Raw genomic sequence first — 14,719 nt, forward strand, 5'->3', positions numbered from 1 at the left:
GCACGCCGCAAAAGCATGCCTTTTCATCTTATTCTTGTCCTGCTTTTTCTAAAGCCTGTGCAAAATCTGCAAGTAAATCGTCTTCATTTTCTAAGCCAACAGAGAAGCGGAATAGTCCGTCTGTAATGCCGCGCTTAATGCGTTCCTCAGGCTCCATAGCAGCATGGCTCATTTTTGCTGGGTACGATAAAATCGATTCTACACCACCAAGGCTGACTGCAAAGACTGGAATTTGCATCGCACTAGCGAATTTTTTTGCTACTTCGTAGTTAGGTAGTGTGAACGATAACACTGCACCAGCAGATGTGCTTTGTGCCGCATGAATAGCGTAGCCTGGATGCGTTTCTAACCCTGGATAGTACACTTTTTCAACAAGTGGGTGTGCTTGTAAATATTGTGCAATTTTCATAGCGACACGACTTGATTCATTAAAGCGCACCGCTGTCGTTTTCATATTTTGAATTAATGTATAGCTATCTTGCACGCCCAGCACAGAGCCGAACGAGTTTTGGATAAAGTATAGCTGGTTGCTTAACTCAGGCGTTTTTGTTACTGCAAGGCCTGCGACAATATCAGAATGTCCCGATAAAAACTTCGTTGCACTATGGATGACGATATCCACACCTAATTCTAATGGACGTTGGTGTAACGGTGTCATAAACGTATTATCTAAAAACGATAATGCACCATGTTCCTTTGCGATAGCTGCAACTGCACGAATATCTGTAATACCGAGCGTTGGGTTAGATGGCGTTTCGATATAGAGTAGCTTCGTTTCAGGTTTAACCGCCGCACGTACCGCTGCTAAATTGGAAAAATCAACGAATGTATGCGTAATGCCAAAGCGTGGTAACACCTTTGTGACAAAGCGATACGTGCCACCATACACATCCTCTGTAATAACGATATGGTCGCCTTTTGACAATAGCATTAAACAAGCAGTGACAGCTGCCATCCCTGTTGCGAAGGCAAATCCACGGTCACCGCCTTCAAGCTCAGCAATCGCACGCTCTAACGCATCACGTGTTGGGTTGCCTGAACGCGCATAATCGAATTCGCCAAATTCATCAATTGATTCTTGATGGAAGGTAGAGGATAAATACATCGGCACATTGACTGCACCTTTTTTATCCGCATAGCCTTCACGAATTGCGCCATGGATAAGCGCTGTTTCAAGGTTTGTCATTAAAACCCTTCCTTTCGCAGCAAGTCAAATACTTGTTGTAAATCCTCGATTAAATCCTCGGCTTCCTCTACACCAACAGAGAAGCGAAGCAGTCGATTACAAACACCGCGTGCTACGCGCTCTTCATATGGAATATCCGCATGTGTTTGCGTTGCAGGATATGTGATAAAGCTCTCTACACCACCAAGGCTTTCCGCAAATGTAATGAGCTTAATATTTTGTAGGAATGGGTCAACCATCGCTTCATCCTTGACACGGAATGACAGCATGCCGCCTTTTCCTGTATATAATACATCGGTTACAAGAGGCTCCTGCTCTAAATATGCTGCAACTTGCTTTGCATTAGCATCGTGCTGCTTTAAGCGTAAATGCAATGTTTTTAAACCACGAATTAATAGCCATGCATCAAGCGGTCCTAATGTCATACCGACACCATTATGGATAAAGCCTAAGCGTTCGCATAGCTCCTGTCCTTTTGCAACAACAAGTCCAGCTAATACGTCATTATGTCCACCGATATATTTTGTCGCACTATGAAGGACGATATCTGCGCCAAGCTCAATTGGACGTTGGAAATAAGGTGTGTAGAATGTATTGTCTACGATTAATAGTAAGTTATGCTCCTTTGCAACTGCTGCGTATGCCACTAAATCAATTTCCTGCATTAATGGGTTTGTTGGTGTTTCAATAAATAATGCACGTGTGTTGTCAGTGATTAATGCTTTAACTTCCTCGACTGATGTAAATGTTGCATAGACAGGTTTAATATTGTAGTTGTCTGAATACGTTTTTAATAGGCGGTATGTGCCACCGTATAAATCTTCTGGTAAAATGAGTTCATCATTTGGTTTAAATAATGATAATACGAGCTGAATCGCTGCCATACCTGAGCTACAAGCAAAGCCTGCATCGCCACCTTCAAGCTTTGCGATACCTTCTTCTAAAATCGTGCGGGTTGGGTTTTTAGTACGTGTATAATCGTAGCCTGTCGATTTGCCGATGCCATCGTGTTTATAGGCTGTTGAAAAATGAACAGGTGGGTTGACAGCCCCTGTTTTTGGATCGCTATGATTTCCTAATTGTACTAATGTTGTTTCAATACGCTGCTTTGTCATAAACTCACTCTTTCTATCATTATATTTCGCAAAACAAGAATGTTTTGACTATTAAACAAATTTATCATTTATATTCTATCGTATCAATAGCTTTTCTCTGAATTAAGCAACAAAAAAACGAAAACAAAGCTGTTTTCGTCATTTCTGTCTATCCTTATTTCTCTTTTAATAAATCGCGAATTTCTTTCAAAAGCTCTTCCTTTGAATCCACTTCTGGTGCTTTTTCCTCAATAGCCTCTTCTTTTTTCTTGCTTAGCTTATTCATGATACGAATTGCCATGAAAATAGCAAAGGCAATTAACGTGAAATCGATAATTGATTGTAAAAACGCACCAATTTTTATTTGTGCATCACCAATACCGAATGCAAAGCTTTTTGAAAGGTCAATACCGCCTGTTAATATACCGATTAATGGCATAATAATATCATCAACTAATGATGAAACGATTTTCCCAAATGCTGCACCGATAACTACAGCAACTGCTAAATCAATCACATTGCCGCGCATCGCAAATTCTTTAAAGTCTTTCCACATAATATAATGCTCCTTTTAAAATATATAAGTTTGTGCTCTACTTTTTTATTGTAGCGGACAAAAGTGATAAATGAAATAGGATAATATCATTGATTAAACAAAATCTATTTTATTTCGATAATAAATATATGGTAATTAAACGATTGAAATAATGGGGTGCGCATATGGCAAAAAAGAACAAGGGCAAGAAAGATCCACTTCTTTCTCAAAAAATTCAAATATGGATTATTGTGCTGTTAGTACCTGTTGCGATAACAGTTTATTTTTTTGTCTATTTAGCATGGAAAGAGCTGCAGCTAATCCCAACTTTTCAAGCAACGGTTGAAGAAGAGGAAGCATCTCAAGTACCACCAAATTTCGACTTAGATATTCCTATGGAGTATATTCCAATCTACTTAGCTGCTGAGGAAAAATATGGTGTTCCTTGGACATTGCTTGCTGCACATCATCGCGTAGAAACACGTTTTTCAACGATGTCGACACTTGTATCTCCAGTCGGTGCAGAAGGACATATGCAATTTATGCCTTGTACCTTTGTCGGCTGGAAGCACCCAACTTGTACAGGCTTAGGACAAGGAGAAATAACAAAAGAAGAGAAAATGAATCCGAAAATGATTAAAAAATATGGTGGCTACGGTGTTGATGCCAATAATGATGGCATTGCAGATCCATATGACATCGAGGATGCGATTTACTCCGCTGCAAACTTTTTAGCAAAGGCGGGCGTGGCAAAAGGGGAATTAAAAAAAGCGATTTACCAATATAATCATAGTGCACAATACGTAGAGGATATTTTATTTTATTATAAGCAATACCGTGAGCATAGCGAGGAGCTAGAGCGAGTTGCACTACAGGAGGCAAATGCTAAAAAGTAAAAGCTGTCCGAAAAGATAATATCTTTTCGAACAGCGACTTTTATTTATGTTGCTTTACGCATAGATTTCATGATAAAGCTTACAATAAATATTAAAATAATGGCCCCGATGAGCGCTGGGAAAACATAGAAGTCAGAAACTTTCCAACCCCAATTACCGAGAACCATACTGCCAATCCAAGAACCAATAATACCTGCAATAATATTACCAATCACGCCTCCAGGGACGTCTTTTCCTAAAATAACCCCTGCGAGCCATCCTAACAGACCGCCAATAATCAGAAACCAAATAAAGCTAATCATAGATGTTCATCTCCTTTGTGATCATTAAAGTTATAATAGCGCCTACTTAGTTATAACCAAATTCCACAGGATTTAAACATTTAATTTATAAAAGTTTTGCGCCAAGCGAATTTTTGAAATGCTGTAATGCCCATATATGCCCGTCTGGATTGAAGCTAGCGACCGCCTCTTGATGGACAACAATGTCAAAGCCAAGATTGTATGCATCAACTGCTGTGTGCAGCACACAAATATCTGTACAAACCCCAGTTAAATGAACTTCTTGGATGTTGCGCTCGCGCAGTAAAATTGCTAAATTTGTTCCTGCAAAGGCACTATAACGCGTTTTATCAAATGAAATGCATTTTTCTTGATTTGCTTCATAGATGGCTTTCACTTCACCGTAAAGCTCACGTCCCACGGTTCCCGCAATATTATGTGGGGGAAATAGCTTCGTTTCAGGATGGAATGTATCGCCCTCATAATGAATATCATTTGCAAAAATAACGACATCCCCATTTGTTAAAAAACGCTCGATAAGTTCAACGATTTTTCCTTCAATTTGTTGCCCTGGCTCACCACATGTAAGCTTGCCATCAGCGGCAACAAAATCGTACGTATAATCAATTACTAGCAATGCTTTTGTCAATTTGAATAGCCTCCCCAAAATACTTTTCTATTATTATGCCATCTGTCATGACAGATGTAAATTTTATAACAGGAGATAATTGTATTTTGATTATTCTAAATATTTTGCCAAATTAATATGTTTGATGTATAATAAAAGAAAAGTAACGGAGTGATGAAAATGGATGTAAAATTAATGAAAAAACTAGATCGTCAAGGATTATTATTTGCATTCGTTCATACAGTAATACTGTTAAATGTAGCGGCTGATTTTGTATTCTTCAGATGATAAAAAGGTTGATGAAAAGCGATAATTATTGTAGCTTTTCATCATCTTTTTTATTTAGTAGGAATTTTCTCCATTAAAATAGAATGTAAGTGGAGAAGGGGGATGAATTTAATGGAGAAATTTGAAAAGGCTTTTCAGCACATGGAGCGCCCATTTGCTTGGCTAGACTTTGATGCGCTTGATCAAAATATCGATTTTGTTAATTGTCTTGCAACAAAGCCTGTTAGAATTGCAACAAAGTCAATTCGTTCTGTAGGTGTATTAAAATACGTGCAAGAAAAGTTGCACCATTGTGCTGGTTTTATGACATTTACTGCTGCGGAAAGCGTATATTTAATCGAGCAAGGCTTAGATAACATTTTGCTCGGCTATCCAACAGTTGAAGAAAATTCAATTAAAAAACTGCTCACTTATAATAAGGAAGGTAAAGATATTACATTTATGGTCGATGCCATTGAGCAAGCACAGCTATTACAAAGCTATGCGGCAGCCTTGCAAACGACCGCCAATATTTGCATTGATATAAATGTGTCAACAGATTATAAATGGATTTATTTCGGTTCAAAGCGTTCGCCGCTTGATACGCTACAAAAATTAAAAAACTTAACGGACGCCATTGCTCAATTGCCGAACGTTCGCATCCATGCGGTGATGGGCTATGAGGCACAATTAGCGGGCGTTCCTGATTTAACGCATGCAACTTCTGCAAAGGTACGAACAAAAGGGATGCTTATTCGTCGCTTGAAAAAGCAATCGGTTAATAAAATAACGTCCTTTCGCCGGCTAGCAGTAGCACATGTGAAATCAGTAGCACCGCTTGCTTTTGTTAATGGCGGGGGCTCAGGAAGCATTGCTTATACATGTGCCCAGAAGGAAATTACGGAGGTGACAGTAGGCTCTGCCTTTTTTGCCTCTGCGCTTTTCGATCATTATGATAGCTTACAATTGCAGCCAGCAGTTGGTTTTGCGCTACGTGTCACGCGTCAATTTGACGACCATACATTCGTTTGTCAAGGTGGTGGCTATATTGCATCAGGTGCCATTGGGGAAGACCGTGCACCTGTATTTTTAAATGTACGGTATCAATTGCTCCCATTAGAAGGAGCAGGTGAAGTACAAACGCCTTTTATCGATCCGACTGGTTCGTTAAAAATTGGAGACACAGTTTATTTGCGCCATGCAAAGGCTGGTGAGTTATGTGAGCGATTCTCTGTTTTGCATACTACACGTGGCGACACATATGAAGGCCCTATATTAACATATCGAGGTGAGCAACAATGTTTTCTATAAACAATTGGCAGCAAGGAGAAAAATGGACGAATTGGTCGCAACAAATTACTTCCTATCCATCAACTTATTATGCACCAATATCTATTGAAGAAATTCAGCAAGTAATTCTTAATATGAAAAAAAATCAAACATTACGTGTAACGGGAGCGGCGCACTCATTTAGCCCTGTAGCGATGCCTGAAGAGACAGCTTTAACAATGCATCATTTACGAGGCTTACTAGCAGTTGACCAAGAAAATTTAACTGCAACATTTTATGCAGGGACTTACTTGCATGAAATTGGTCCATTGTTAGCAGCACATAATTTAGCATTAATTAATATGGGTGATATTCAAGCACAAACATTAGCTGGAGTTATTGCGACAGGCACGCATGGCACAGGTGTGACGCTTGGCTCCTTTTCATCCATGGTGACAAAATGGAGCTTTATAAATGGTTTAGGGGAATATATTGAACATGAAAAAGGCGCAGATACTTTGTCTGAAGCGCTGCATGTATCGGTTGGCTTACTCGGTATTTTAGTCACTGTCACAATTAAGGTAATGCCGCTCTATAGCCTGCATTACATATCGGAAAAAGTAAATTTAATGGATGCCTTACAAAGCTTTCAACAAACAATCCACACACATCGGCACGTGGAGTGGTTTTATTTTCCGGGAAGTGATTTGATTCAAGTGAAAAAAATGGATGCTGTTGCGCCTGTGGAACAAAATAAATGGGAGCGGCGCTTAAATGAGGCGAATTTGCAGCTTGTTGAAAACGGCTTATTTTACGTCATTTCGGAGCTTTGTAAATGGCAGCCAAAGGCAAGTGCATCTGTTAGCAAGCTAAGTGCAAAGCTTGTATCAGAAGGACAGCGTACAGATTTAAGCTATCGCATGTTTCCATCACCACGCAGTGTAAAATTTGTTGAAACGGAATATGCAATCCCATTGCAGCAATTTGAGGCATGCATGGAGGAAGTACATGCAGTATTAAAGCAAGGGCTATTTGATGTGCATTTCCCAATTGAATGCCGTACGACAAAAGGCGAAGAGGGAATGCTTAGCCCAACGCAAGGTGAGGAGAGTGCCTTTTTAGCCTTCCATATGTATAAAGGCATGAACGAAACACCGTATTTTGAATGGGTGCGTACATTGATGAAAAAATATAATGGGCGACCGCATTGGGGCAAGGTCAACGATTATCATGCGGACAACATCCGTCAATATTATCCGAAATTTGATCAATTTGCAGCAATCCGAGAGGAACACGATCCAAACAATCTATTTGTCACAACTTATTTCCGTCGTATTTTTCAATAAAAAGCATATTTTAATATAGAAATTGTTTGAGAAGCTTTGTGGAAATACAATTGTCTCTATTTTGTCATAATTTCGAAAAAATTATTTAAATACAATAAATCGCATTGCTATCGCAATGAAAACGCTTTCTAATTATTTGATTTTTTTAAATTGTTAAAAAATTTAGTGAAATACTGTTGACGCGCCCTGTTTTTCGTACTATGATAGCGACAATCAAATAAATAACCAAGTTGAAATGGAAAAACGTGAGGGGCGTTTAAAAAATGAGAAGTGATATGATTAAGCTAGGAGTCGACCGAGCTCCTCATCGTAGTTTGCTATATGCTACGGGAAAAGTGAAGGCGAAAGATTTAGATAAGCCTTTTATCGGTGTTTGTAATTCCTATATTGATATTATTCCAGGACATGTGCATTTGCGACAGTTTGCAGATGTTGTCAAGGAAGCAATTATCGAAGCAGGTGGCATTCCATTTGAATTTAATACAATTGGTGTAGATGATGGCATTGCAATGGGACATATTGGTATGCGTTATTCGCTGCCAAGCCGAGAAATTATTGCAGATGCTGCTGAGACAGTTATTAATGCCCATTGGTTTGACGGAGTTTTCTACATTCCAAACTGCGATAAAATTACACCAGGCATGTTAATGGCAGCTGTTCGCACAAACGTCCCATCTGTTTTCGTATCAGGTGGACCGATGGAGGCTGGCACTTCATCAAGCGGTAAACAACTTTCTTTAACATCTGTTTTCGAGGGAGTTGGCGCACATAAATCTGGCAAAATGTCAGCGGAAGAGCTGCTAGATATCGAAAACAATGCATGTCCAACATGTGGCTCATGCTCAGGCATGTTTACAGCGAACTCAATGAACTGTTTAATGGAAATGCTCGGTGTCGCATTACCAGGGAACGGAACAATCGTTGCAACAAGCGAAGAGCGTCACCGTTTAATTAAGGAAGCAGCGCACCATTTAGTGCGAATGATAAAAGAAGATATCAAGCCACGCGATATCATTACAAAAGAAGCGATTGACGATGCATTTGCACTCGACATGGCAATGGGTGGCTCAACAAATACAGTATTACACACATTAGCGATTGCCAATGAAGCAGAAATCGACTATAACATTGAAGATATTAATAAAGTCGCAGAGCGCGTACCGTATTTAGCAAAAATTATGCCTGCAAGCGACCTTTCAATGGATGATATAAATCGTGCAGGTGGAGTACAAGCAATTATTAATGAATTGACGAAAATTCCAGGTGCGATTCATCCAAATCGTCCAACAATTGCAGGTGTCACAATGGGTGAGCTTGTGAAAAATGACCATATCACAAATGATCAAGTCATTCGCACAAAAGATAATCCATATTCACCTGTCGGAGGTCTATCTGTCTTATTCGGCAATATTGCGCCAGAGGGCTCTGTTATTAAAGTAGGTGCGGTAGACCCTTCTATTAAAGAATTTACTGGTGAAGCAATCGTCTTTAATTCACAGGAAGAAGCACAAGCCGCAATCGATAACGGCACAGTCCGAGAAGGGCATGTTGTAGTGATTCGCTATGAAGGACCAAAAGGCGGTCCAGGAATGCCAGAAATGCTTGCACCAACTTCTGCGATTCAAGGTAGAGGCTTAGGAACGAAAGTCGCGTTAATTACAGACGGGCGTTTCTCAGGTGCATCGCGCGGTATTTCCATTGGACATATTTCGCCAGAGGCTGCGGAAGGCGGACCGATTGCTTTAGTAGAAAATGGCGATATTATCGTCATTGATTTACCGAATCGTACAATTAATTTACAAGTGTCGGACGAAGTGTTAGCGGAGCGCCGACAAACATTACAACCATTTGAACCAAAAATTAAGCGAGGCTGGTTAGCACGTTATTCAGCATTAGTAACAAATGCTTCTCAGGGCGGCGTTATGAAAATATGATAAATCGTTGATGAGGTTAAAGGAATTAGAGATTTGTATCTACCAGAGAGTCGGTATTGCTGGAAGCCGACGATACAACTAATTCTGACATCCCCTCGGAGTGAGCTATTAAACGCAGGAAATTGCCATTAGATAGCTCCGGGCATAGTCAAAGTGCTCGTTATTAATGAATAGTGTCCTAGCATTTAGTTGCACACAATTTTTGTGGAATGCGAGGGATTTACACTATTCTTGAGGTAGCATGTTTCAGCATGCTATAAATAAGGGTGGTACCATGGAAAGTCTTTTTCATCCCTACGTAAGAGGTGTTCTTTTGCGTGCGGAGGAAAAGGCTTTTTTATATTTCAAAAGAATGTTGAAGTAAAGAGACAAAAATTAGGAGGCGTTGAGGATGACAGCAAATGTTTCGGTAAGCGACATGGGGCAGCAAGAAACGCAAGTTGAACAAATCAAAAAACCAAAAGATGGTGCAGACATCTTAATTCAAGCATTACATGACCAAGGCGTTGAGATCGTCTTTGGCTATCCAGGTGGTGCTGTATTACAAATTTATGATGCGATGTATCGCAACCCGATTCGTCATATTTTAACACGACATGAGCAAGGTGCAATTCATGCAGCAGAAGGCTATGCACGTGTCACGAATCGACCAGGCGTTGTTATCGCAACGAGCGGACCAGGCGCAACAAACTTAGTGACAGGCATTGCAGATGCAATGATTGATTCATTGCCCCTTGTTATTTTCACAGGGCAAGTTGCGACATCTGTTATCGGCACAGACGCCTTCCAAGAAGCGGACATTATGGGCATTACAACACCGATTACCAAGCATAATTACCAAGTGCAGGATATTCGCGATATTCCGCGCATCGTCAAAGAGGCGTTCCATATCGCCAATACAGGACGCAAAGGGCCGGTTGTTATCGACTTCCCGAAAAATGTATCACAGGCTATTTTTACAGAGGGTGATATGCCAGAAGCGCCCAAAGAAATTTATTTACCAGGTTATCAACCGACATACCAGCCAAATTATTTACAAATTCAAAAGGCTATTCAAGCAATTTCACAGGCGAAAAAGCCCATCGTATTAGCTGGGGCGGGTGTACTTTTTGCAGATGCACGCGAACAATTAACTGAATTTATAGAAAAGTATAATTTGCCAATTATTAATACATTGCTTGGCTTAGGCAGCATTCACGGTCAGCATGAGCTATTTTATGGAATGGCTGGGATGCACGGTACATTTACGGCGAACGATGCGATTACAAATGCCGATTTATTAATTAATATCGGTGCTCGCTTCGATGATCGACTAACAGGAAACTTAGCGACATTTGCACCAAATGCAACGATTATCCATATTGACATCGACCCTGCTGAAATCGGTAAAAATGTACCAACAGACATTCCGATTGTAGCGGATGCAAAGGAAGCATTGAAGGCATTATTGAAAAAGGATTTTGACGCACCAGACACAGCACAATGGATTGCGTATTTAAACAACAATAGAAAAGAATATCCATTATGGTACGAGGAAGCTGGCGAGGAAGTATTGCCACAGCAAGCAATTGAAATGATTCACCGCATTACAGATGGCGATGCCATTGTTACAACAGATGTTGGACAGCATCAAATGTGGGCAGCACAATATTATGCTTTAAACAATGGGCATAGCTGGATTACATCTGGTGGACTTGGAACGATGGGCTTTGGCTTCCCAGCAGCAATTGGGGCACAGTTTGCGAAGCCTGACAAAAAGGTTATTGCTATTTGTGGCGATGCAGGCTTCCAAATGACAGCACAGGAGCTTTCACTATTAAAAGAATTCGATTTGCCTGTAAAAATTGTCATTTTAAATAATAGCTGCTTAGGCATGGTGCGTCAGTGGCAGCAAACATTTTATGAGGAGCGCTATTCTTCTTCATTAATGCCTATCCAGCCAGATTTCGTTAAGCTAGCAGATGCTTATGGCATTCAAGGCTATCGCATTGACACACTAGAGGAAGCTGAGCGTATTTTCACAGAGGCGATTAACTCAGATGCGCCAGCACTTATTGATTGTCGCGTCAAGCAAATTGAAAATGTATACCCGATGGTAGCACCAGGAACAGGGCTGCATGAAATGATTGGAGTGAAGAAGGCATGAGACGTGTTATCACGGTAACAGTAATTAACCAAAGTGGCGTGTTAAATCGCATCACAGGACTTTTGATGAAGCGCCAATTCAATATTGAATCCATTACAGTAGGGCATACAGAGCAGCCAAACTTTTCAAAAATGACATTTGTCGTACATGTGGAGGACGAAAATAAAATCGAACAGCTTATTAAGCAGCTATCGAAGCAAATCGATGTCTTAAAAGTGAATGACATTACAGACAAATCGATTATCGTACGTGAGCTTGCGCTAGTAAAGGTCATTTCGCCAGCCAATTTGCGGGCAGAATTAAATGCAATTGTTGAGCCATTCCGTCCACAAGTAGTAGATACAGCAAAAAATGTTGTGACATATCAAGTCATTGGCCATCCAGAAAAAATCGATGCCTTTATTGAGCTAATTCGCCCATATGGCATTAAAGAGCTAACGCGTACAGGGGCAACAGCCGCAGTACGTGAAATTCAAAAAACAGAAGCACCGCAGCTCTCTATTTTGAAATAACAAAATAGTTTAGCATATAAAAAAACATTCAACTTTCAGGAGGAATTTCCCATGTCAAAAATGTATTATGAGCAAGATATCAATGATTCAGTATTAAAAGGTAAAAAAATCGCAATTATCGGCTATGGCTCACAAGGTCATGCACACGCGTTAAACTTAAAGGAATCTGGTTTCGATGTAGTTGTAGGCGTTCGTCCAGGTAAATCATTCGACCAAGCAAAGGAAGATGGCGTAGCAGTAATGTCAGTTGCAGAAGCAGCAGAAGCAGCTGATATCATCCAAATTTTATTACCAGATGAGCGTCAAAAAGCGGTATATGAAGCAGAAATCGCACCACATTTAACAGCTGGTAAGGCGCTAATGTTCGCACATGGCTTCAACATCCACTTCGGTCAAATTACACCGCCTGCTGATGTAGACGTATTCTTAGTAGCACCAAAGGGCCCAGGTCACTTAGTGCGTCGTCAATATACAGAAGGTGCTGGTGTACCAGGCTTATTCGCTATTCACCAAGATGCAACAGGTCAAGCGAAAGATTTAGCACTTGCATACGGTAAAGGTATCGGCTCTGCGCGTGGCGGTTTACTAGAAACAACATTTGCTGAAGAAACAGTAACAGACTTATTCGGTGAGCAAGCAGTTCTTTGCGGTGGCGCAACAGCGTTAGTGCAAGCAGGCTTTGAAACATTAGTGGAAGCGGGCTACCAACCGGAATTAGCTTACTTCGAAACATTGCACGAATTAAAGCTAATCGTTGATCTAATGTTTGAAGGCGGTATGGAAACAATGCGCTATTCAGTATCTGATACAGCGGAGTGGGGCGACTATGTAACAGGTCCACGCATCATTACTGATGATGTAAAAGCCAACATGAAAGCTGTATTAACAGATATTCAAGATGGCACATTCGCAAAAGACTGGATTAAAGAAAACGAAACAGGTCGTCCACGTTATACAAAATATAAAGAAGCTGGTGCCAACCACCAAATCGAAGAAGTCGGTCGCAAGCTGCGTGCGATGATGCCATTCATTCAAGCAGGTAAAGAGAAGGTAGTGGTGAAATAATCGTGCGCAAAATTGATATTTTTGATACGACGCTGCGAGATGGAGAGCAGTCAGCAGGAATTAACTTAAACACAGCGGAAAAAATTGAAATTGCGAAACAATTAGAGCGTTTAGGGGTCACAATTATAGAAGCAGGCTTTCCTGCTTCTTCTCCCGGTGACTTTGATGCGGTCAACCGCATTGCTAAAACGGTAAAAAATTCGATTGTAACAGGTTTGGCGCGCTGTGTGCAAAAAGATATTGACGCGACATGGGAAGCAATCAAAGTAGCAGAGCAACCACATATCCATGTGTTTTTAGCAACATCGCCAATTCATATGGAATACAAGTTAAAAAAATCTCCTGAGCAAGTAGTAGAACAAGCAGTGGAAGCAGTGAAATATGCTAAGAAGCTTTTCCCGCTTGTGCAATGGTCAGCAGAGGATGGCTTCCGCTCCGATCGAGATTTCCTTGTGAAAATTATCGGTGAGGTCATCGCAGCAGGTGCAACTACAATCAACGTGCCTGATACGGTTGGCTATGCATCGCCACAAGAGTATGGAGCATTATTCAAATATTTACGCGAAAATGTGCGTGGCGCAGATCAAGTCAAATTTTCTGCACATTGCCATGATGATTTAGGAATGGCAACAGCCAATTCGATTGCGGCGGTAGAAAACGGTGCAGATCAAGTGGAATGTACGATTAATGGTATCGGGGAGCGTGCAGGTAACGCTTCATTAGAGGAAATCGGCGTAGCGCTACATATTCGCAAAGATATTTATCCATTCGAAACAGGCTTGAATTTAAAAGAAATTAAACGTACCTCACAGCTCGTAAGCCGTTTAACAGGCGTTGTCATTCAGCCAAATAAAGCTATTGTAGGTCGCAATGCCTTTGCACATGAATCAGGCATTCACCAAGACGGTGTACTGAAAAACCCTGAAACATACGAAATCATTTCACCAGCATTAATCGGTGAGGATGAAGTGCCGTTAGTATTAGGCAAGCACTCAGGGCGCGCAGCATTCCGCGACCGTGCAGTGAAAATGGGCTATGATTTATCAGATGAAAAGCTAAACAAGGCATTCGCTGAGTTCAAAAAATTAGCTGATCGTAAAAAAGAAATTACAGAAGACGATTTAGTGACGTTATTAACAGAGCAACAAGTGTTGATTGAAGATGTACCGCTATATGAGCTAAAAAGTGTACAAGTGCAATATGGCACAGAAAATATTCCAACAGCCACTGCGGCTGTCGCTACACCAACTGGTAATGTTGCAACAGCCGCTTCAACAGGAGCAGGTTCAGTGGAGGCGATTTTCAACACATTGGAGCAATTAGTCGGTGGGACAGTCAATATTTTAGATTATCGTGTCACATCTGTTGGCAAAGGGCGCGATGCTTTAGGGGAAGCAGTTATTAATTTACGCTACAACGGCTATACAACAACAGGCCGTGATGCAGCGCAGGATGTGTTAGAAGCATCTGCCAAAGCATATTTAAATGCAATTAATCGCCAACTAATTCAAGCAAGCATTCGCGCACAACAACCAACCGTATAAAGCGAAAACTTTTGCG

General features: G+C 40.8%; 13 protein-coding genes. 8 read left to right on the top strand and 5 right to left on the bottom strand.

All coding sequences use genetic code 11. From position 1 onward, the window contains the following. Window positions 1–28 precede the first annotated feature (28 nt). The 3 genes from R6U77_RS14030 to mscL all read right to left on the bottom strand — a co-directional run bounded on the left by R6U77_RS14030 (window position 29) and on the right by mscL (window position 2,836). Window positions 29–1,186 carry an aminotransferase class I/II-fold pyridoxal phosphate-dependent enzyme gene (locus R6U77_RS14030; RefSeq protein WP_319836103.1) on the bottom strand — a complete coding sequence of 386 codons (1,158 nt, stop codon included), beginning with the start codon at window positions 1,184–1,186 and terminating at the stop codon, window positions 29–31. Next, a complete protein-coding gene (locus R6U77_RS14035; protein ID WP_319836104.1) occupies window positions 1,186–2,301 on the bottom strand; it encodes a methionine biosynthesis PLP-dependent protein in 1,116 nt (371 codons plus the stop codon). Before R6U77_RS14035 ends, R6U77_RS14030 begins: the two co-directional genes overlap by 1 nt. Before the next feature lie 154 nt (window positions 2,302–2,455). Then, complete coding sequence (gene mscL, locus R6U77_RS14040; protein WP_293920435.1) at window positions 2,456–2,836, bottom strand: large conductance mechanosensitive channel protein MscL; 381 nt, start codon at window positions 2,834–2,836, stop codon at window positions 2,456–2,458. 164 nt (window positions 2,837–3,000) lie between these two features. On the opposite strand from mscL, the gene R6U77_RS14045 reads away from it, so the two are divergent. After that, window positions 3,001–3,711, top strand: a complete 711-nt coding sequence (locus R6U77_RS14045; protein WP_319836105.1) for a lytic transglycosylase domain-containing protein — start codon at window positions 3,001–3,003, stop codon at window positions 3,709–3,711. Between the two features lie 44 nt (window positions 3,712–3,755). Here the strand turns inward: R6U77_RS14045 and R6U77_RS14050 are convergent, their stop codons facing one another. Together R6U77_RS14050 and R6U77_RS14055 are read right to left on the bottom strand one after the other, a co-directional pair. Beyond that, window positions 3,756–4,013, bottom strand: a complete 258-nt coding sequence (locus tag R6U77_RS14050; RefSeq protein ID WP_293920432.1) for a GlsB/YeaQ/YmgE family stress response membrane protein — start codon at window positions 4,011–4,013, stop codon at window positions 3,756–3,758. A gap of 85 nt (window positions 4,014–4,098) precedes the next feature. After that, window positions 4,099–4,641 carry a cysteine hydrolase family protein gene (locus tag R6U77_RS14055; RefSeq protein ID WP_319836106.1) on the bottom strand — a complete coding sequence of 181 codons (543 nt, stop codon included), beginning with the start codon at window positions 4,639–4,641 and terminating at the stop codon, window positions 4,099–4,101. Window positions 4,642–5,019: 378 nt separating this feature from the next. Between R6U77_RS14055 and R6U77_RS14060 the strand changes: the two genes are divergently transcribed. From R6U77_RS14060 to R6U77_RS14090, 7 genes are all read left to right on the top strand, one after another. Beyond that, window positions 5,020–6,198 (top strand): alanine racemase, encoded by a 1,179-nt coding sequence (locus tag R6U77_RS14060; RefSeq protein WP_319836107.1) that lies wholly within the window; start codon window positions 5,020–5,022, stop codon window positions 6,196–6,198. Then, window positions 6,186–7,502 carry a D-arabinono-1,4-lactone oxidase gene (locus R6U77_RS14065; RefSeq protein WP_319836108.1) on the top strand — a complete coding sequence of 439 codons (1,317 nt, stop codon included), beginning with the start codon at window positions 6,186–6,188 and terminating at the stop codon, window positions 7,500–7,502. Before R6U77_RS14060 ends, R6U77_RS14065 begins: the two co-directional genes overlap by 13 nt. A 263-nt stretch (window positions 7,503–7,765) precedes the next feature. Then, complete coding sequence (gene ilvD / locus R6U77_RS14070; protein ID WP_319836109.1) at window positions 7,766–9,436, top strand: dihydroxy-acid dehydratase; 1,671 nt, start codon at window positions 7,766–7,768, stop codon at window positions 9,434–9,436. Between the two features lie 391 nt (window positions 9,437–9,827). Beyond that, window positions 9,828–11,582 carry a biosynthetic-type acetolactate synthase large subunit gene (gene ilvB, locus R6U77_RS14075; protein WP_293920425.1) on the top strand — a complete coding sequence of 585 codons (1,755 nt, stop codon included), beginning with the start codon at window positions 9,828–9,830 and terminating at the stop codon, window positions 11,580–11,582. Next, window positions 11,579–12,094 carry an acetolactate synthase small subunit gene (ilvN, locus tag R6U77_RS14080; protein WP_319836110.1) on the top strand — a complete coding sequence of 172 codons (516 nt, stop codon included), beginning with the start codon at window positions 11,579–11,581 and terminating at the stop codon, window positions 12,092–12,094. Before ilvB ends, ilvN begins: the two co-directional genes overlap by 4 nt. A 51-nt stretch (window positions 12,095–12,145) precedes the next feature. Next, window positions 12,146–13,159: a ketol-acid reductoisomerase gene (gene ilvC / locus R6U77_RS14085; RefSeq protein ID WP_319836111.1), complete on the top strand. Its 1,014-nt coding sequence runs from the start codon at window positions 12,146–12,148 to the stop codon at window positions 13,157–13,159. A gap of 2 nt (window positions 13,160–13,161) precedes the next feature. Then, on the top strand, window positions 13,162–14,703 hold the full coding sequence (locus R6U77_RS14090) for a 2-isopropylmalate synthase (protein WP_319836112.1): 1,542 nt from the start codon (window positions 13,162–13,164) through the stop codon (window positions 14,701–14,703). Window positions 14,704–14,719 lie beyond the last annotated feature (16 nt).

The sequence above is a fragment of the Lysinibacillus louembei genome, from assembly GCF_033880585.1.
Classification (GTDB): Bacteria; Bacillota; Bacilli; order Bacillales_A; family Planococcaceae; genus Metasolibacillus; species Metasolibacillus louembei.